The organism is Enterobacter vonholyi (assembly GCF_040834095.1).
Lineage (GTDB): Bacteria > Pseudomonadota > Gammaproteobacteria > Enterobacterales > Enterobacteriaceae > Enterobacter > Enterobacter vonholyi.
Genome location: NZ_CP162152.1, coordinates 1,158,329 through 1,178,320, shown reverse-complemented (window position 1 = coordinate 1,178,320; position 19,992 = coordinate 1,158,329). Strand labels below are relative to the sequence as shown.

Sequence of the window (19,992 nt, the reverse complement as noted above, 5' to 3'; positions counted from 1 at the left end):
CCGTGGGAGAGGGCCGGGTTGAGGGCATCAGGCCGCACTATTTTTTGATAGAGGGGAAAACATGCGCACAACCCACACCACGTTCATTCTCGCCGGCCACACCGTCCACCACGTCACCTTCGACCCAACTACCTTCACCGACGCCGATCTTCTCTGGCTCCCCCATCACGCAGAGCTTTCAAACGCCGGACGCAAACGAAAAGCCGAGCATCTGGCAGGCCGCACTGCCGCCGCGCATGCCCTCAGTGCGATAAATGAACGCGTAATTCCCGGTATCGGCCCCAGCGGTGAACCGCTCTGGCCGGAAGGCGTCTCAGGGAGCATCACCCACAGCGGCACGCAGGCGATGGCGGTTGTCGTCAGTCATCCAGATGCGCTTGTGGGTATTGATTGCGAAGCCATTCTTCCAGACCGTGAAGCCCGCGAAATCCAGGACGGTATCATTGATGCACAGGAAGCGATGTGCCTGACGCACTCGGGCTACCCTTTTGCGCTGGCGCTGACGCTCACTTTTAGCGCCAAAGAAAGTTTGTTTAAGGCGTTCTTTCCGCAGGTGAAGACTTTTATGGGGTTTGAGTGGGCGAGAGTCACAGAGTTAACGGAAAAAACAATCACGCTGGCGCTTTCGCACCCGGCTGGAGACTATCCTGAGGGTAAATGCTTCCCCCTCATCTGGCAGAATAATGATACGAGCGTGTGGACACTGCTAAAAGCCTGATGGCGCAACGCTTATCAGGCCTACAGTAAAGCGGTTTGTAGGCCGGGTAAGCGCAGTGCCACCCGGCATGAGGACAGCGGCGATGTCTTTATACGTTCTTCAGATCAAGGCTCAAACATCCGGGAACATCACGCTATTACCCGGCGCTTCCCTGTGGAGATGGATAAAGTTCAGGTGCCGTTCATACTGATCCAGGATGTCAGTGATCACCTGCTCCTTGCTGTAGTCCATCAAATCATTCCCCTGGCTTCCTTCCAGCAGGAAGGTCTCCAGCCGGTAGTAGGTCGACTTCCCGCTGCGCGCCCGGTAGGTAAAACCGGGCACCGAGTACTGCTGCGGCCAGATCTGATAGACAAAGTTCTGCTCGTCGCCCATGTGCACCAGCAGGTCCAGGTGCCCCAGGGTCTCGCCCTCCTCCGGCGGCAGATTTTTGAGCTCCACGTAGGCGCCACGCAGCTTCAGCTCCTGCGCCACCTCTTCCATCGCAGGGAAGCAGACGGTCTCCATCATCTGTTTGGTGTAGCGCGTGCCCGGGTAATTCATCAGTCGCGACAGGCGTTTCTTCCAGCTCAGCCTGTCCTGCGCCCCCATCGGACGCGGCGCGGTGTCGCGGCTGGCGCTGACGCGGCGGTAGTCTTCCACCTTGAGCGATTTATACAGCCCGGCCATGACAAAGAAGATGACGAAGCTGAACGGCAGCCCCATGATCACCGTGGTGTTCTGCAGCGCCGAGATGCCGTTGGTCATCAGCATGCCGAGCGTCAGCAGGCCGATGGCAACGGACCAGAAGATGCGCAGCCAGTTCGGCGCGTCGCTGTTGATGTCTTTGAGCTTCGAGGTGAAGTTGCCCAGCACAAGCGCGCCGGAGTCCGCCGAGGTGACGTAAAACAGCAGGCCGGTGATGGTCGCCACGGAGGCGCTAAAGGTAAACGCCGGGTACTGCGCCAGCAGGCTGTAGAAGCCGCGCTCCGGGTGCGCCATCGCTTCCTGCGCGAAGGTTGCATTGCCGTGGATGATCTCGTGCAGCGCGCTGTTGCCGAAAATCGACAGCCACAGCAGGGTAAAGGTGAACGGGATAATCAGCGTGCCCATTACGAACTGACGAATGGTGCGGCCACGCGAAATGCGCGCGAGGAACAGGCCGACAAACGGCGACCACGCGACCCACCACGCCCAGAAGAACAGCGTCCAGTTGTTCATCCACTCTACCGGGCGGTCGAAGGCGAAGCTGTTCAGCGTCATGCCCATAAAGCGGTTCACGTAGTCTCCCACGTTCAGCACTAAGGCATTGAGCAGGAACGAGGTATCACCCATAAACAGCACGAACAGGATCAGGCCCAGCGCCAGCGCCACGTTCAGCTCGGAGAGCACGCGGATGCCCTTATCGACGCCCGACGTCACCGAAATAGTGGCGATAATGACGGAGAGCGCAATCAGCGCAGCTTTCGCCGCCATCGAGTCCGGAATATCAAACAGCACGCTCAGCCCGTAGTTGAGCTGCACCACGCCGATCCCGAGCGTTGTCGCGATGCCGAAGATGGTGCCGATCACTGCCGCAATGTCGACGCTGTGGCCAATCGGGCCGTTAATCTTTTTACCGAAGATCGGGTAGAGCGCAGAGCGAATGGTGAGGGGTAAATTATAACGATAGCTAAAGTATCCGAGCGCCATGCCCATCAGGGCGTACATCGACCAGCCCGTCAGTCCGTAGTGGAACAGCGTCCAGACCATCGCCTGGCGCGCGGCCTCCATCGTCTGCCCTGCCCCTTCCGGCGGCTGCATATACTGCGTGACCGGTTCCGCCACGGAGAAGAACATCAGGTCGATGCCGATGCCCGCGGCAAACAGCATTGCGGCCCAGCTCAGCAGGCTGAACTCGGGCTTGGACTGCTCAGGCCCGAGCTTTACCGAACCAAAGCGCGAGCAGGCAATGCAGACCACGAAGACAATATAGAGCGTCGCCGCCAGCAGGTAGTACCAGCCGAAGGTCTTCGACACCCAGTTCAGGGTGCGCCCAATCCACTCGGCAGAAAAATCACGAAAGAAGATCGTTGTCAGGGAAAACAACAAAATCAGCCCGGCGGACGTATAAAAAACGACCGGGTTGATTTTGTCTTTTTCTCTGTCCTGTGAAAGGTCTGTCATCCAGTATCCTCACTGTTTTTGTAACTATTAAAATCCAAATCCGCAACAATTAAGACACATTTTATATTGAACGTCCAATCAAAAACCGCTTTAATGTATAACCAACGCTGATGAATGGAGTGGCAACAATGCCCAAAGTGGGGATGCAGCCGATCCGGCGCAGGCAGCTTATCGACGCCACGCTGGAAGCAATAAATGAAGTGGGAATGCATGACGCGACGATCGCGCAGATCGCCCGTCGGGCGGGCGTTTCCACGGGGATCATCAGTCACTACTTCAAAGACAAAAACGGTCTGCTGGAAGCGACCATGCGCGACATCACCGGCCAGCTGCGCGACGCGGTTTTGAGCCGCCTGCACGCCCTGCCGAACGGCAGCGCGGAGCAGCGTCTGCAGGCGATTGTCGGCGGCAATTTTGATGAAACCCAGACCAGCGGCGCGGCAATGAAGGCCTGGCTGGCCTTCTGGGCGAGCAGCATGCACCAGCCGATGCTCTACCGCCTGCAGCAGGTGAGCAGCCGCCGCCTGCTGTCGAACCTGGTGTACGAGTTCCGCCGCGAGCTTCCGCGCGAACAGGCCCAGGAGGCGGGCTACGGGCTGGCGGCGCTGATCGACGGGCTGTGGCTGCGCGCCGCGCTGAGTGGCAAACCGCTGGATAAGACCCAGGCCCAGTCACTGACCAGCCACTTTATCAGCCACCATTTACCGACCGAATAACCGAGGAGAATTTATGTCCCGAATGGCAGAACAGCAGCTTTATATCAATGGTGGTTATACATCGGCCACCAGCGGTCGCACCTTCGAGACCATCAACCCGGCCAACGGTGAAGTCCTGGCGACCGTACAGGCCGCCGGGCGCGAGGACGTCGATCGCGCCGTAGAAAGCGCAACGCGCGGGCAAAAAGTCTGGGCGGCGATGACCGCCATGGAGCGCTCGCGCATCCTGCGTCGCGCCGTCGACATCCTGCGCGAGCGCAACGACGAGCTGGCGAAGCTGGAAACCCTCGACACCGGTAAAGCGTATTCCGAAACCTCAACCGTCGACATCGTCACCGGCGCGGACGTGCTGGAGTACTACGCGGGGCTGATCCCGGCGCTGGAAGGCAGCCAGATCCCGCTGCGTGAGACCTCGTTCGTCTACACCCGACGCGAGCCGCTGGGCGTGGTGGCGGGCATCGGCGCGTGGAACTACCCGATCCAGATAGCCCTGTGGAAATCCGCCCCGGCGCTGGCGGCGGGCAACGCAATGATCTTCAAGCCGAGCGAAGTGACCCCGCTCACCGCCCTAAAGCTTGCAGAGATCTACACCGAAGCAGGCCTGCCGGACGGCGTGTTTAACGTCCTGCCTGGCGTGGGCGCGGAGACCGGCCAGTACCTGACCGAGCATCCGGGCATCGCCAAAGTCTCCTTTACCGGCGGCGTCGCGAGCGGAAAAAAAGTGATGGCCAACTCGGCGGCCTCGTCCCTGAAAGAGGTGACGATGGAGCTGGGCGGCAAATCGCCGCTGATTATTTTTGACGATGCGGATCTGGATCTCGCGGCGGACATCGCCATGATGGCCAACTTCTTCAGCTCCGGCCAGGTGTGCACCAACGGCACCCGCGTGTTTGTTCCGGCTAAGTTCAAAGCCGCGTTTGAGCAGAAAATCGTTGAGCGCGTGGGCCGCATCCGCGCGGGCGATCTGTTCGATGAAACCACTAACTTTGGTCCGATGGTCAGCTTCCCGCACCGCGACAGCGTGCTGCGCTACATCGCCAAAGGCAAAGAGGAAGGCGCGCGCGTACTGTGCGGCGGCGACGTGCTGAAGGGCGAAGGCTTCGATAACGGCGCGTGGGTAGCCCCGACCGTGTTCACCGACTGCACTGACGAAATGACCATCGTGCGCGAAGAGATCTTCGGCCCGGTGATGTCCATCCTGACCTATGACACCGATGAAGAAGCGATTCGCCGCGCCAACGATACCGACTACGGTCTGGCGGCGGGCATCGTCACGACAGACCTGAACCGCGCCCACGGCGCCATTCATCAGCTCGAAGCGGGTATCTGCTGGATCAACACCTGGGGTGAATCCGCCGCAGAGATGCCGGTCGGCGGCTACAAGCACTCCGGCATTGGCCGCGAGAACGGCGTGATAACGCTGCAGAGCTACACCCAGGTGAAGTCCATCCAGGTTGAGATGGGTAAATTCCAGTCCATATTTTAACCGGGAGGTTTATTTGCAATTTGACTACATCATTATCGGGGCCGGATCTGCCGGCAACGTGCTGGCTACACGACTGACTGAAGATCCGAACACTACCGTCCTGCTGCTTGAGGCAGGCGGGCCGGACTACCGCTTTGACTTCCGAACCCAGATGCCCGCCGCGCTGGCGTTCCCGCTGCAGGGCAAGCGCTATAACTGGGCGTACGAAACCGAGCCAGAGCCGTACATGAACAACCGCCGCATGGAGTGCGGGCGCGGCAAAGGGCTGGGCGGCTCGTCGCTGATCAACGGCATGTGCTACATCCGCGGTAACGCGATGGACCTCGACCACTGGGCAAAAGAGCCGGGTCTGGAGCACTGGAGCTACCTCAACTGCCTGCCCTACTACCGCAAGGCAGAGACGCGCGACGTGGGGCCGAACGACTACCACGGCGGCGATGGTCCGGTGAGCGTCACCACCTCGAAGCCTGGCGTGAACCCGCTGTTTGAGGCGATGGTGGAAGCGGGCGTGCAGGCGGGCTATCCGCGCACCGACGATCTCAACGGCTATCAGCAGGAAGGCTTCGGCCCGATGGACCGCACGGTCACGCCGCAGGGCCGACGCGCCAGCACCGCGCGCGGCTATCTGGATCAGGCGAAACCCCGTCCGAATCTGACCATCCGCACCCACGCCATGACCGATCGCATTCTGTTTGACGGCAAGCGCGCCGTGGGTGTCGAGTGGCTGGAGGGCGAAAGCACCATTCCGTCCAAAGCAACGGCGAAGAAAGAAGTGCTGCTGAGCGCCGGGGCGATTGCCTCCCCGCAGATCCTCCAGCGCTCCGGCGTGGGCAACGCTGACCTGCTGAAGCAGTTTGATATCCCGCTGGTGCACGACCTGCCCGGCGTGGGGGAAAATCTGCAGGATCACCTGGAGATGTACCTCCAGTATGAATGCAAAGAGCCGGTCTCTCTCTACCCTGCCCTGCAGTGGTGGAACCAGCCGAAGATTGGCGCCGAGTGGCTGTTTGGCGGCACCGGCGTGGGCGCGAGCAACCACTTCGAAGCGGGCGGGTTTATCCGCAGCCGCGAGGAGTTCGAGTGGCCGAACATTCAGTACCACTTCCTGCCGGTGGCGATTAACTACAACGGCTCGAACGCGGTGAAAGAGCACGGCTTCCAGTGCCACGTTGGCTCCATGCGCTCCCCGAGCCGTGGGCACGTGCGCATTAAGTCGCGCGATCCGCACCAGCATCCGGCGATCCTGTTCAACTATATGTCCCACGAGCAGGACTGGCAGGAGTTCCGCGACGCGATCCGCATCACCCGCGAGATCATGCACCAGCCCGCGCTGGACAAGTACCGCGGCCGTGAAATCAGTCCGGGTATTGACTGCCAGACCGACGAGCAGCTGGACGAGTTCGTGCGTAACCACGCCGAAACCGCGTTCCACCCGTGCGGCACCTGCAAGATGGGTTACGACGAGATGGCGGTGGTCGACGGCGAAGGCCGCGTTCACGGGCTGGAAGGGCTGCGCGTAGTGGATGCGTCGATTATGCCGCAAATCATCACCGGCAACCTGAACGCCACCACTATTATGATCGGTGAAAAGATTGCCGACGCCATTCGCGGGCGCGAGCCGCTGGCAAAAAGTACGGCCGCGTATTATGTGGCCAACGGGGCGCCGGTTCGCCGCTGAGGATATTTCCCCTCACCCGAGCCCTCTCCCTCAAGGGAGAGGGCGTTTATCTTCCCACCCAAAATTTTTGTATTTTCCTGCATCCAGTTTCCCTCCTCCCCTCGTATATGCATATGTGAGCAACCCCTTTGCTCCCTAATCCGAGGAAAGATGATGAAAAAGCTAACCCATGTTGCATTCGTAACCAGCGCTTTACTCTTCTGTGCAGGCGCATCAGCAGCCATGACGTCAGGCTCCGTGATGGTGGGCGGAGCGGAAATGTACCCGAGCAAAAATATTGTTGAAAACGCCGTGAACTCGAAAGATCACACCACGCTGGTGGCCGCCGTCAAAGCGGCCGGGCTGGTGGATACGCTTCAGAGCAAAGGGCCATTCACCGTGTTTGCCCCAACCAATGCGGCGTTTGCGAAATTGCCTGCCGGCACCGTCGAGAACCTGGTCAAACCCGAAAACAAAGCCACGCTCACCAGCATCCTGACCTATCACGTGGTCGCCGGTAATTACGATATGAAAGCGCTGGAGCAGAAAATTAAACAGGGCGGCGGCCGCGCGGAGCTGAAGACCGTTAACGGTCAGCCGCTGTGGATCATGAGCAACGGCCCGCACAATATTCAGCTTAAGGATGGTAAAGGTAATGTGGCGAACATTAGCACCTATGACGTTCATCAAAAAAACGGCGTGATCGATGTGATTGATACCGTCCTGATGCCTAAGTAGTTGTCTATACTTCGGAAGTGTGACGTTGCCTTCCGGGAATAATATGGATAACGCGCTGGCTGAACAGCAGCTGAAATTAATGCAGGCGGTCGCAAACGGCGATCGCCGTGCATTTGAACAACTTTATCGACTCACATCGCCACACCTGTTTGCCGTTGCGCTGCGCATGCTGCACGACCGCGCATGGGCAGAAGAGATCCTTCACGACTGTTTTATCACCGTCTGGAGTAAAGCTGAAACCTACAACGCTGCACTGAGCTCCCCGATGACCTGGCTTACGCATATTGTGCGCAACCGCTGTATCGACTGGCTGCGAAGCGGGCAAACCCGGGCTGCCGACCGCGAGACGGCGTATAACGAAGCGCTTTTGCCTTGCGAGAACGATGAGCAGAATAACTGGCACGACGACGCGCAGGCAGCACGGCTCAGGCAGTGTCTCGAACATTTGAGCAGCGAGCAGCGCCAGAGCATTACGCTCGCCTACTATCAGGGAATGTCTCACAGCGACATTGCCGACTGGCTCCAGCAGCCTCTTGGCTCGGTGAAAAGCTGGATACGTCGGGCAATGGACCATCTTCGGGAGTGTGTCGGGCTATGAATGACGCAGAAAAACGCGACGACATGCTGACAGCAGAGTATGCCCTCGGCACGCTGCGGGGAGGAGCGCGGCTTCAGTTCCAGAAACGGGTTGCCCATGAACCCGCCCTGGCCGCCCGCGTCGCGTACTGGCAGGAAATGTTCAGCACGCTGGATAGCCATCTTGTGCCCGTCCCTCCACCTGAGACGGTGTGGAAAAGAATCGCCCTCGATCTGCCGCCTAAAATGCCTTTACGCAAAAGTCGGCCTTATGTCGGCTGGATGGTTGCAGCCTCACTCGCCGCCCTGGCGGTCGTTGCCTGGTATGCCACCCGAGCCCCGGAACTCGTTCCGCTGATGGTCCTCAACGATGCCCAACAGCACGGGGAGTGGGTCATCAGCGCGGATGCCAGCCGCCAGCACTTGAGCATTGCCCCACTTCGGCCGACGGCCGTCGCGGCGCAACACAGCCTGCAGCTTTGGCTGATCCCAGGCGGGCAGGCGCCGGTCTCCATGGGGCTGCTGCATAACGACATACCGACACGCGTCACCCTCAGGAACACAACTCTCCCTCCTGACGCCATGATAGCCATAAGCCTTGAACCAGAGGGCGGCTCGCCCACTGGCCTCCCGACAGGGCCGGTGCTTTACAGTGGCAAATTGTAATCCTCAGGCCCTGTTCGCAGGGCCGCTATCGTTAACCAATTTCATTTATATAACACCCTCGGTTACCTATAAGAATTAAATATTAGCCCTGCAATTAGTTTAATTATTAAAAAACGACATTGACAGACTCTTCCGCACTCCATTAAGTTTTACACGAACATCCTTTTATTCCTGATACACAATATATCAAAAAACGCGTTAATGAATTTGTCATTATTCATTAACGCTTCTCTGCCTTTTATTTTTTGCATCACTCAATAGCGAGATAAGATCATGAATAATAGTGCAAACAAAGTTGTTGTTATCACCGGCGCCAGCAGCGGTATTGGTGAGGCCATCGCCCTTCATCTGGCAGATAAACCTTTTTCACTGGTGCTTGTTGCCCGTCGTCTGGAGAAAATTAATGCCCTGGTGGACCGCATCATCCAGCAGGGTGGCCAGGCGATAGCCGTAAAGGCCGATGTCACCCGTCAGGAAGAGGTGCAGCGCGCCATTGACGCTGCCGTTGCCGCCTACCAGCGCGTGGATGTGCTGATCAATAACGCGGGCTTTATGGCTATCGCCCCGCTCAGCGAGCTGAAAACCGACGAATGGGACAAGATGATTGATACCAATCTGAAAGGGGTGCTGTACGGCATCGCCGCGGCTTTCCCGGTGTTCCAGCGTCAGGGCCGCGGGCATTTTATAAACGTTGCCTCCGTCGCGGGCATCAAAGTGCTGGCCCCTGGCGGCGTGGTGTATAGCGCCACGAAATTCGCCGTCCGCGCGCTGAGTGAAGGCTTACGTCAGGAGGCGGGTAAAACCATCCGCACGACGCTTATTTCTCCCGGTGCCGTCGAAAGCGAACTGCAGTTCGGCAGCTCTGATGCCCCAAGCAAACAGTTCCTGCATGAATTTTACAAGCAGGCTATTCCGGCTGACGCAATTGCCCGCGCGGTTTTATTTGCTATTGAACAGCCTGGCGACGTTGATATTAATGAAATTGTTGTTCGTCCGACGCAGGAAGAATTTTAGCCGGCGTTAAATAATGCTGAATGAGGTGTCATTATGATTAAATCATTAACGTCCTTATCAGATTTAAATATGCGATCGGGTTCCGACATTCTTCTTGAAGTGCTGGAGAGTGAAGGGGTGGAATATATTTTTGGCAACCCCGGAACAACCGAACTTCCGCTCATTGATGCCCTGCTTCGCCATGAAAATATTCACTATATTCTCGCGCTTCAGGAAAGCACCGTGGTGGCCATTGCCGACGGCTACGCAAAAGCCTCCGGCAAGACCGGATTTATCAATTTGCATACCGCCAGCGGTCTGGGGCACGGCATGGGGAATCTCATTAATTCGCGGATCATGAAAACCCCGCTGGTGGTCACCGTCGGACAGCAGGACACGCGGCACTACGTCCGCGACCCGCTGCTGTATGACGATATTGTTTCCATAGGCTCCCCGGTCATGAAATGGGCGCAGGAGGTTACCAGCGCCGATCAGCTCCCGGTTCTTGTGCGCCGTGCGTTTCACGCGGCCAGCTACCCTCCGGGTGGCCCGGTCCTGCTTTCACTCCCGATGAACGTCATGGAAGAGCTGAGCGACGCCGGGATACAGACGGCCTCAAAAGTGAACTACCACACCGTCGCGGGCTCGCTAGACGAGCTGGCGGAGGCGCTCAGCGAAGTCACCCCGGGCAGGATCATGATTGTGGCGGGAGATGAAGTTCACTCCAGCGGCTCGACGCAGGAGATTGTCCAGCTTGCTGAAGCGCTCAGCGCCCATGTCTACGGCTCCTCCTGGCCCCTGAATTTGCCCTTCCCTACGCAGCATGCGCTCTGGCGGGGCAATATGCCCACCACCGCCAGCGAAATCGCCAGCATCATCAACGCCTACGATGCCGTATTTATCATCGGCGGCAGAAGCCTGATCACCATTTTGTACAGCGAGGGCGAGGCCATTCCGGAAACCTGCGCGGTATATCAGCTTTCGGCGGATATGCACGAACTTGGCCGCACCTATGCCACTCGCCTTTCAGTGATGGGGGATATCAAACTGTCCCTGCATGAACTGCTGCCAAAGCTTAAGCAGCGACTGATCGCCAGCACGCTGGCCCACCAGCGGCTGCTGGTTGCGGCCCGCGACGAACGGGAGAAGGAGTGGCAGCAGCAGGAGGAACGTCTGGCCGCCGAGCGGCTACGCCCGGCGATCTCCCCGATGGTCGCAGCCTGGGAAGTCATCCGATCCATTCCGGCGGGTACCACCATCGTTGATGAGGCGATAGCGACCGCCAGGCATGTCCGCCGGTTCATCTCTGACCAGCAGCACCAGCGCTACTACTTTATGCGCGGCGGCGGACTGGGCTGGGGGATGCCGGCCTCAGTAGGGCATTCACTGGGACGCGGGCGTGAGCCGGTGGTCTGCCTGATAGGCGACGGGGCCTCTCTGTACTCGCCGCAGGCGCTCTGGACGGCGGCACACGAAAATCTGCCGGTCACCTTTATCGTCATGAATAACAGGGAGTACAACATCCTGAAAAACTTTATGAAGAGCCAGGCTGACTACAGCTCAACGCGGCTGGGGCGTTTTATCGGGATGGACCTGGTGAACCCGCATATTGATTTTCAGTCGCTTGCCACCGCCATGGGCGTCCACTGCTGCCGGGTAACCGAGGCTGCAGATATCGCCGAAGCGGTAACGCGCGGCCTGCAGTCAGGAAAAACCAACCTGATTGAAATCGCAATTTCCGCGGATTAGCCGCGCGCTTACGCTGTACCCTACATAAAAAACTTATAACCGAAACGCCTCAAGCCGCCCTGCGTTAGGCAACGTTCATCGAATCGCACTTCCACTCCAGCCGCACGTTCGGTGCGTAAGTCAATGACGGCAAATGGCGCCAGCTCATCGTCCATCACCTTCGCTATGACCCAGCACGCGGTGACTCCCTGAAAGGTAAGGCATTTGTTATAGCAGGTTAAAAAGCAGGCGAAAAGCAACGTGTTTTAATAGCCCGAGCGCATGCGATATTCCCGGAAGGCATAAGTAAAGCTGAATTTCGACTTTGCGGAATGTCACACTCGACCTAACGTAGCGGAGCATAAAACAATCACAATATATTCTTCTCAGGGATCGCTATGACGAAAAAACTGTTGCCGTTACTGGTGCTGGCTGCGCTCTCAGGCGCTGTCCACGCCGCTACTCCGCCCAACACGCTGGTGGTTGCCCAGGGGCTCGATGATATCGTGAGCCTCGACCCGGCCGAAGCCAACGAGCTCTCCAGCATCCAGACCGTGCCGAGCCTGTACCAGCGTCTGGTGCAGCCGGACCGCGATAATCCGGAAAAAATCACGCCGATTCTGGCAGAAAGCTGGGAAGCGGACGCGGCAGCAAAAACCCTGACCATCAAGCTCAAGCCCGATGCGAAATTCGCCTCCGGCAACCCGCTGCGCCCGGAAGACGTAATTTTCTCTTACACCCGCGCCGTGACGCTAAACAAATCCCCGGCCTTTATTCTCAACGTGCTGGGCTGGGACGCGAGCAACATCTCCAGCCAGCTGAAGAAGGTGGACGATCACACCCTCCAGCTTCACTGGACGGCGGACGTGAGCCCGTCGGTGGCGCTGAATATTCTCTCCACGCCGATTGCCTCTATCGTGGATGAAAAGCTCGTCGCGGCGAACGTGAAGGATAATGACTTCGGTAACGCGTGGCTAAAAATGCACTCGGCGGGCAGCGGCGCGTTCAAAATGCGCGTCTATCAGCCGCATCAGGCCATCGTGCTGGAAGCCAACGACTCCGCCCCCGGCGGCGCGCCGAAGCTGAAAAGCATCATCATTAAAAACGTCCCCGATCCGGCTTCGCGCCGCCTGCTGATCCAGCAGGGTGATGCGGACGTGGCGCGCGATCTCGGTGCAGATCAGATAAGCGCCCTGGACGGCAAGCCGGGCGTGAAGGTGCTGAGCATCCCGTCTGCGGAGCAGAATTACCTGGTGTTTAACACCGGCAACAGCGCCAACCCGCTTCTGAACAACCCGGCGTTCTGGGAAGCCTCGCGCTGGCTGGTAGATTATGAAGGCATCACCAAAAATCTGCTGAAAGGCCAGTATTTTGTTCATCAGAGCTTCCTGCCGGTCGGGCTGCCGGGCGCGCTGGAAGACAACCCGTTTAAGTTTGACCCTGCAAAAGCGAAAGACATCCTCGCCAAAGCGGGCATTAAGGACGCGCACTTCACGCTGGACGTGGAGAACAAGCCGCCGTTTATCACCATTGCCCAGTCAATGCAGGCGAGCTTTGCGCAGGGCGGCGTGAAGGTGGATCTGCTGCCTGCAGCCGGGAGCCAGGTCTATGCCCGCGTGCGCGCTAAGCAGCATCAGGCGGCGATTCGTTTGTGGATCCCTGACTACTTCGATGCGCACTCCAATGCCAGCGCCTTCGCGTGGAACGACGGTAAATCCAGCACCGTGGCCGGTCTGAACGGCTGGAAAATCCCGGAGCTGAACAAGGCCACGCTGGCGGCGGTTGCCGAGCCGGATCCGGCGAAGCGTCTGGATCTGTACAAGAAAATGCAGGAACAGCTGCAGCAGAGCTCGCCGTACGTGTTCGTCGATCAGGGCAAAACCCAGATCGTGGTGCGCGATAACGTGAAGGGGTATCAGCAGGGGCTGAACGCGGATATGGTCTGGTACGATCGCGTCACGAAGTAGCCCCTGTTGCCGGGTGGCGCTGCGCTGACCCGGCCTGTGTTATCGGTTTTTGTAGGCCGGGTAAGGCGAAGCCGCACCCGGCATGAAGAGATTTCCCATGCCACATCTTTCCACCCGCGTGCTTCAGGGTCTGCTGACCCTGCTGCTCACGCTCTTCGGGCTGCTGCTCGTCACGTTTGCGCTCTCGGCGTTTTCACCGGTCGATCGCGTGCTGCAGATCGTCGGCGATCACGCCAGCCAGTCGACGTACGATCAGGTTCGCCACCAGCTTGGGCTGGATCGTCCCCTGCCCGTGCAGTTCTGGCACTACCTGCAAAACCTCGCCCACGGGGATTTAGGCACCGCCAGCGCCACCGGACAGCCGGTGCTGCAGGATCTGCTGCACGCCTTCCCCGCCACGCTGGAGCTGGCAACGCTGGCGTTAATCATCGGCGCCGTGCTCGGCGTGACTGCCGGAGTGCTGTGCGCTCGCTACGCCGGTTCGCCGCTCGATTTAGCCATCAGAACCCTCACCCTGCTCGGCAACTCGGTGCCGATTTTCTGGCTCGGCCTGCTGATGCTGGCCCTGTTCTACGCGAAGCTGCAGTGGAGCGCAGGCCCCGGCAGGCTGGACGATATCTGGCAGTTCACCGTCGAGCAGCGCACCGGCTTTGCGCTGATAGATACCTGGCTTTCCGGCGATCGCGAGGCGTTCCGCAACGCCCTCAGCCACCTGGTGCTGCCGGTGCTGCTGCTGGCCTATTACTCGCTGGCAAGCATTACCCGCCTGACGCGCTCGGCCTGCCTGAGCGAGATGAACAAAGAGTACATCCTGCTTGCCCGCGCAAAAGGTGCCGGGGAGATGGCCATCCTGCTGCGACACGTGCTGCCGAACATTCGCGGCACCCTGCTGACGGTGATCGCGCTGGCCTACACCAGCATGCTGGAGGGCGCGGTATTAACCGAAACCGTCTTCTCATGGCCGGGGATCGGGCGCTATCTCACCACCGCCCTGTTCGCCGGAGACACCACCGCGGTCATGGGCGGCACGCTGCTGATTGGCGTCTGCTTTGTCCTGATCAATAACCTTATCGACCTGCTCGTGCGGGCAACCGATCCCAGGGTGCGCTGATGCCGTTTTATCTCTTCTTACGCCGGCTACGCCGCTCCCCTGCCGCATTTTGCGGGCTGGTAGCCATCGCGCTGCTGGGGGTTATTGCCCTGTTCGCGCCGTGGCTGGCCCCGGTTGACCCGAACTGGCAGGACGCCGCCGCGCGCCTGCAGGCACCGAACGGCCAGCACTGGCTGGGCACAGACAGCTACGGTCGCGATCTGCTTTCGCGCCTGATTTACGGCACCCGTCCGGCGCTCGGGCTGGTGGCGTTAGTCACCGTTATTACCCTGCCCGCCGGGCTGCTGGTGGGAATTTTGTCCGGCTACTACGGCGGCTGGCTGGAGCGCATCCTGATGCGTTTTACCGACGTGGTGATGTCGATGCCTCGCCTGATCCTCGCCTTCGCGTTTGTGGCGATGCTTGGCCCGGGGCTGGTCAACGGCGCGCTGGCGCTGGCCTTAACCACCTGGCCCGCATACGCGCGTCAGGCGCGGAGTGAAATTCAGCGTCTGCGCCACAGCGATTACCTGGCCGCCGCGGAGATGATGGGCATTCGCGGCCTGCGCCTGCTGGTCGGGCATATTCTGCCCCTGTGTTTGCCGTCCGCGATTGTGCGGCTGGCGCTGGATCTGGCAGGCATTATTCTGGCCGCCGCCGGTCTCGGCTTCCTCGGCCTTGGCGCACGTCCGCCCATGGCCGAATGGGGAGCGATGATTGCCGACGGCATGCAGGTGATTTTCGACCAGTGGTGGATTGCCGCCATTCCGGGCGGCGCCATCCTGTTTGCCAGCCTGGCGTTTAACCTGCTGGGCGATGGCCTGCGCGACGTACTGGAGCCACAGCATGAATGAACCCCGCGTCATCGTCGATGCGCTGAATATCGACTACCCCGCCGCGCGCGTGGTCAACAATCTGAGCTTTACGCTTGGCAACGAGCGGCTGGCGCTGGTGGGGGAATCCGGCTCCGGCAAGTCCATGTCCGCCCGCGCCCTGATGGGTCTGGTGCGCAAACCCGGTATTGTAAGCGCCAACCGGCTTAACGTGCTTGGCAACGACCTGCTGACCCTGAACGCCCGCCGCTGGCAGGCGCTGCGCGGTAACGGGATTGCGATGGTCCTGCAGGACCCGCGCTACGCGCTAAATCCGGCGAAAAACGTCGCCGCTCAGCTTGATGAGGCGCTGACCCTGCATCAGCGCCTGCCCCGCGCTGAACGCCTGGCGCGCATTCACGACATCCTCCGCGCCGTCGGACTCAACGAACATGTCCTCCAGCGCTATCCCGGCGAACTCTCCGGGGGCATGGGCCAGCGGGTGATGATTGCGATTGCGCTGATCAACAACCCGCAGGTGCTGATTGCCGATGAACCCACCTCCGCGCTGGACGCCCGCCTGCGCAACCAGATCCTCGAGCTGCTGGTGCAGCAGTGCGAAGAACGCCAGATGGCGATGCTGTTAATCAGCCACGATCTGCCGCTGGTGGCGGAGCACTGCGACCGCGTGCTGGTGATGTATCAGGGCGAAAAGGTCGATGAGATGGCGGCAAGCCATCTCCCGCAGGCGACGCATCCGTACACGCGAACCCTGTGGACCTGTCGTCCAGACGCCAATACCTATGGACAGATGCTGCCGACGCTCGACCGTTCGCAGCCGTGGAAGGAGGCCAGCGATGGCGCTCGTTGAGGTTAACCAGGTGCAGGTCACCTTTGGGGAAAAAACGGCGGTTTCGGCCGCCAGCTTTAGCATTGAGAGAGGCGAGACGTTCAGCCTGATCGGTGAATCCGGCTGCGGCAAATCGACCCTTCTGCGCGTGCTGGCTGGGCTGCAGCGCGAGTGGCGCGGCAGTATTGCGCTACTGGGAGAAGCGTTAACGCCAGGACGACGTTTTGAAGGCGAGCTTCGCCGCAACGTGCAGATGGTATTTCAGGATCCGTCGGCGTCGCTGCACCCGAACCACACCATTGCGCGCACCCTGTCGGAGCCGTTAAAAATCCGCGGCGAAACGCAGATTGCCGAAAAGGTGGCGGATGCGCTGCAGCAGGTGGGGCTTTCCGCCGACGCGGACAGGCGCTACCCGCACCAGCTTTCCGGCGGCCAGCAGCAGCGCGTGGCTATTGCCCGCGCGCTGCTGCTGCGCCCGCAGCTTCTGCTGCTGGACGAGCCGACCTCGGCGCTGGATATGTCGGTGCAGGCAGAGATCCTGAACCTGCTCAACCGTCTTAAGGCCGAGCACGAGATGACCTATCTGCTGGTGAGCCACGACGCGGACGTGATTGCCCATATGTCCGACCGGGCGGCGTTTATGGCGCACGGGGCGATCCAGAAGGTGTTTGACCGTGAGACTATGTTAAGAGGCGAGCACAGGATGGGGTAAACCGTGCGGCGGCGCGGGTTTTCCAAGCCGGGAAAGGCATCGCCGCCACCCGGCCTACAATTACTTCAGCAGCTTCACCGTGGCATCAATGTCGATCTCATCTTCGGTGAAGATCAGCGTCGTGTTCTGGAAGGTGGTGATCGCCAGCTTCTTCACCGTGCGCATTTCGCCCGGCTTTTTATCAGATTTCGGCTTGATGCTGTTCATCAGCAGCCCCACCGACAGCACCGCATTCTCTTTGTCGATTTTGGTATCGGCAGGCTCTTCTTCGCTGAACACCACGAAGGACTTGATCGAGCTGAGCTTCACGCGCTCGCCTGCGATATAGAGATGTTTGCTTTCGGGGATCACCTTCACCGCGTAGGCGGAAAGGCCTTTGTTGTTGGTGGTTGGCTCGAAGGTCACCGCGGCATCTTTCTTAATCAGATCGGGGTTCGCGACCTTAATCACATGAAAATAGCGGTTGTCGCCGTTTTCATCTTTGATAAATCCAAAGCCTTTATCTTTAAACCACGTTGTGATTGTACCGTTCATCGCTGTTACCGCCTGTCAGATCGTAATGACTAAAGTTTTGCAGCGCGCAGTGTAATGCACAATGGATGAGGAGACAAAAAAAAGCCCCTGCACGGGTGCAGGGGAAAACTCATGTCAGAGCTTATTAGAATTTAGTTGAACACCATCCCGCCATCGATGAGCAGAGACTGGCCGGTCATGTAGTCGGAATCCGGTCCTGCCAGGTATGAAACGCAGGCGGCGACATCTTCCGGTTCGGACAGGCGGCCAAGCGTGATGCGTTTGGCAAAGGTTTCGGTACCGTAGCCGAGCGGCTTACCCGCCGCCTCGGAGACCTGACGGTCGATCTCCGCCCACATCGGCGTTTTCACGATGCCCGGGCAGTAGGCGTTAACGGTGATCCCCAGCGGAGCAAGATCCCGCGCGGCGGTCTGGGTTAGGCCGCGCACCGCGAATTTACTGGAACTGTAGACGGCCAGCTCCGGGTTACCGGTGTGGCCCGCCTGGGAGCAGGCGTTGATGATCTTGCCGCCGTGCCCCTCTTTGCGGAACGCGTCAATCGCCGCCTGGATCCCCCAGATCACCCCTTTCACGTTGATGTTGTAGACCTTGTCGACAATCTCCGGCGTGATGGATTCGATTGGCGTGGACGGCGCAACCCCGGCGTTGTTAACGATAACGTGGAAACCGCCCAGCGCAGTGCGGGCTTTCTCTACCGCCGCAAATACCTGCTCGCGGTCAGAGACGTCCACCTTCACGGCGACGGCGTTACCGCCGTTACGGATGATTTCATCGGCCACGGCTCTGGCCGTTTCCGCGTTATAGTCGGCGATGGCGACGGCAAAGCCATCTTTCACCAGGCGAAGCGCAATCGCTTTACCAATCCCCTGGCCTGAGCCTGTTACGAGAGCAACTTTTTGCATTTCTCTGTCCTTATGTTGAGTCACAAAATCTGGCTGAGATGGAGCTGGCCCATCAGCAGCGGGTTATCGCTGTAGTCAACGGGAATGGCCACCACGGCCGGGCCATCCACATCCATCGCCGCACGCAGCGTGGGTTCGAGCGCGTCGGCGCTCTCCACGGCAAAGCCTTTCGCGCCAAAGGCGTCGGCATAGACTTTGAAATCGACCGGGCCGAACTCGACGCCGGAAAGACGCTGGTATTTTTTCTCTTCCTGAATGGCAACCATGTTGTAGCCGTTATCCACCCAGATGATGTGCAGCACGTTAGCGTTGAGGCGCACCGCGGTTTCCAGCTCCATGCTTGACTGCAGGAAACCGCCGTCGCCGGAGACCGAAACCACCTTGCGGCGCGGGTTGACCAGCCACGCGCCAATCGCCCACGGCAGCGCGACGCCCATGGTCTGCTGACCGTTGGAGATCATCACCTGACGTGCACGGAAGCTGTAGAGGTAGCGGGCGATCCAGATGTGGAAGCTGCCCATATCCACGGTGAGCGTCACGTCGTTATTCACGATATCCTGCATAGCCCGCACGATGCGCAGCGGGTGCAGGGCAAACTGGTTGAGCGAGGCGCCGCGACGATCGAGCAGATCGCGCTGATGCTGGCGATCGACCAGAATTTCGGAGGCCCGCTGGCTCAGCTCGAGCTTATGGTCGATACGGTTAGCGAGCAGATTCAGCGTTTCGGCAATGTCCCCCACCAGCTCCAGATCCGGCACGTAGTTACGTTCTTCATAGGCAGGCAGCACGTCAATGTGCACCAGCGTGGCGTCGCCGCTGTTCCACATGGACGGCTCGTACTCCACCGGGCTGTAGCCGATGCAGATAATCAGATCCGCCAGATGGAGCAGCCGGTCGCCCGCCTGGTTATTGAACAGACCGACGCGTCCGGCGAAGCGGGTGAAGTGCTCCTGATTCACCGCCCCGGCGGCCTGATAGGTGCTGGTGACCGGAATACGGCTTTTCTCCAGCAGCTTACGCAGCGCGGCGCTGTTGGCGGGCTGGCTCGCCATCAGCCCCAGCAGGATGACCGGGTTTTTGGCCTTTTCGATAAGCTTCGCCACGTCGTTAATGGCGGATTCCGGTGCCGGGCCCATCAGCGCCGGGCCGCTGGCAGGCAAAATCGCCCCCGTGGCGGGCTGATCGACAATATCCTGCGGCAGGCTGACGAACGCGCTCCCCGGCCTGCCGTGCTCGGCGGCGCGAAACGCGTTGGAAACCACCTCAGCAATCGCGTCCGGCGCACTCACTTCGACGGCGTATTTGGTGACCGGGCTGAACATGGCAACGGTGTCCATGCTCTGGTGCACCAGTTTGGCTTTATCTGCCCGCTTCACCGCCCCGCCCAGCGCCACGACCGGGTCGCCTTCGCTGTTGGCGGTGGCAATGCCGGTGATCAGGTTCGAACAGCCGGGCCCGGAGGTCACCAGCGCCACCCCGGCCTTGCCGGTCAGACGCCCTACCGCCGCCGCCATGAACGCCGCGTTCGCTTCGTGACGCACCGGAATAATCTCGATGGAGGAGTCCAGCAGGGAGTCAAAGACCTTGTCGATTTTCGCCCCCGGGATCCCGAACACCTGCTTCACGCCCTGCGCTTCCAGCTGGCCGACAACCAAATCGGCGCCGTGCGCCCACTGACGTGACTGTTTCTCACTGTTCACGA

General features: G+C 59.6%; 18 protein-coding genes. 14 read left to right on the top strand and 4 right to left on the bottom strand.

Going from position 1 to position 19,992, the window contains the following annotated elements:
* Positions 1-61: 61 nt before the first annotated feature.
* Positions 62-718: an enterobactin synthase subunit EntD gene (entD, locus tag AB3N39_RS05520; protein WP_133293962.1), complete on the top strand. Its 657-nt coding sequence runs from the start codon at positions 62-64 to the stop codon at positions 716-718.
* A 111-nt stretch (positions 719-829) separates the two neighbouring features.
* On the opposite strand, the gene betT is transcribed toward entD, so the two are convergent.
* Complete coding sequence (gene betT, locus AB3N39_RS05515; protein WP_029741651.1) at positions 830-2,863, bottom strand: choline BCCT transporter BetT; 2,034 nt, start codon at positions 2,861-2,863, stop codon at positions 830-832.
* 128 nt (positions 2,864-2,991) lie between these two features.
* Here betT and betI point away from each other — a divergent pair, with 128 nt between their 5' ends.
* The 13 genes from betI (at position 2,992) to AB3N39_RS05450 (ending at position 16,854) form a co-directional block, all read left to right on the top strand.
* Positions 2,992-3,579: a transcriptional regulator BetI gene (gene betI, locus AB3N39_RS05510; protein WP_133295409.1), complete on the top strand. Its 588-nt coding sequence runs from the start codon at positions 2,992-2,994 to the stop codon at positions 3,577-3,579.
* Between the two features lie 13 nt (positions 3,580-3,592).
* A complete protein-coding gene (betB, locus tag AB3N39_RS05505) occupies positions 3,593-5,065 on the top strand; it encodes a betaine-aldehyde dehydrogenase (RefSeq protein WP_133293961.1) in 1,473 nt (490 codons plus the stop codon).
* Positions 5,066-5,078: 13 nt separating this feature from the next.
* A complete protein-coding gene (betA, locus tag AB3N39_RS05500) occupies positions 5,079-6,743 on the top strand; it encodes a choline dehydrogenase (RefSeq protein WP_127729938.1) in 1,665 nt (554 codons plus the stop codon).
* 153 nt (positions 6,744-6,896) lie between these two features.
* Positions 6,897-7,460, top strand: a complete 564-nt coding sequence (locus AB3N39_RS05495) for a fasciclin domain-containing protein (protein ID WP_133295408.1) — start codon at positions 6,897-6,899, stop codon at positions 7,458-7,460.
* Between the two features lie 43 nt (positions 7,461-7,503).
* Positions 7,504-8,058 carry an RNA polymerase sigma factor gene (locus AB3N39_RS05490; RefSeq protein WP_133293960.1) on the top strand — a complete coding sequence of 185 codons (555 nt, stop codon included), beginning with the start codon at positions 7,504-7,506 and terminating at the stop codon, positions 8,056-8,058.
* Positions 8,055-8,702 carry an anti-sigma factor domain-containing protein gene (locus AB3N39_RS05485; protein WP_367897128.1) on the top strand — a complete coding sequence of 216 codons (648 nt, stop codon included), beginning with the start codon at positions 8,055-8,057 and terminating at the stop codon, positions 8,700-8,702. Before AB3N39_RS05490 ends, AB3N39_RS05485 begins: the two co-directional genes overlap by 4 nt.
* A 273-nt stretch (positions 8,703-8,975) precedes the next feature.
* Entirely contained in the window at positions 8,976-9,716 is a 741-nt protein-coding gene (locus AB3N39_RS05480) for an SDR family oxidoreductase (RefSeq protein WP_111964443.1), read from the top strand.
* Between the two features lie 33 nt (positions 9,717-9,749).
* On the top strand, positions 9,750-11,444 hold the full coding sequence (locus AB3N39_RS05475) for a thiamine pyrophosphate-binding protein (protein WP_133293958.1): 1,695 nt from the start codon (positions 9,750-9,752) through the stop codon (positions 11,442-11,444).
* 377 nt (positions 11,445-11,821) lie between these two features.
* Positions 11,822-13,390: an ABC transporter substrate-binding protein gene (locus tag AB3N39_RS05470; RefSeq protein ID WP_367897127.1), complete on the top strand. Its 1,569-nt coding sequence runs from the start codon at positions 11,822-11,824 to the stop codon at positions 13,388-13,390.
* A 97-nt stretch (positions 13,391-13,487) separates the two neighbouring features.
* Positions 13,488-14,501 carry an ABC transporter permease gene (locus tag AB3N39_RS05465; RefSeq protein WP_133293956.1) on the top strand — a complete coding sequence of 338 codons (1,014 nt, stop codon included), beginning with the start codon at positions 13,488-13,490 and terminating at the stop codon, positions 14,499-14,501.
* Positions 14,501-15,334 carry an ABC transporter permease gene (locus tag AB3N39_RS05460; RefSeq protein WP_248172861.1) on the top strand — a complete coding sequence of 278 codons (834 nt, stop codon included), beginning with the start codon at positions 14,501-14,503 and terminating at the stop codon, positions 15,332-15,334. Before AB3N39_RS05465 ends, AB3N39_RS05460 begins: the two co-directional genes overlap by 1 nt.
* Positions 15,327-16,163, top strand: coding sequence for an ABC transporter ATP-binding protein (locus AB3N39_RS05455; protein WP_133293954.1), 837 nt, complete (start codon positions 15,327-15,329; stop codon positions 16,161-16,163). The genes AB3N39_RS05460 and AB3N39_RS05455 overlap by 8 nt, the downstream gene beginning before the upstream one ends.
* Entirely contained in the window at positions 16,150-16,854 is a 705-nt protein-coding gene (locus AB3N39_RS05450; protein ID WP_367897126.1) for an ABC transporter ATP-binding protein, read from the top strand. Before AB3N39_RS05455 ends, AB3N39_RS05450 begins: the two co-directional genes overlap by 14 nt.
* A gap of 60 nt (positions 16,855-16,914) precedes the next feature.
* Here the strand turns inward: AB3N39_RS05450 and AB3N39_RS05445 are convergent, their stop codons facing one another.
* The 3 genes from AB3N39_RS05445 to alsS form a co-directional block, all read right to left on the bottom strand.
* Positions 16,915-17,388, bottom strand: a complete 474-nt coding sequence (locus AB3N39_RS05445; RefSeq protein WP_111964451.1) for a cold-shock protein — start codon at positions 17,386-17,388, stop codon at positions 16,915-16,917.
* 131 nt (positions 17,389-17,519) lie between these two features.
* The gene (locus tag AB3N39_RS05440) at positions 17,520-18,290 is read right to left on the bottom strand and encodes a (S)-acetoin forming diacetyl reductase (protein ID WP_008499406.1); all 771 of its coding nucleotides are present in this window, start codon (positions 18,288-18,290) and stop codon (positions 17,520-17,522) included.
* Positions 18,291-18,310: 20 nt separating this feature from the next.
* Complete coding sequence (alsS, locus tag AB3N39_RS05435; protein ID WP_367897125.1) at positions 18,311-19,990, bottom strand: acetolactate synthase AlsS; 1,680 nt, start codon at positions 19,988-19,990, stop codon at positions 18,311-18,313.
* Positions 19,991-19,992 lie beyond the last annotated feature (2 nt).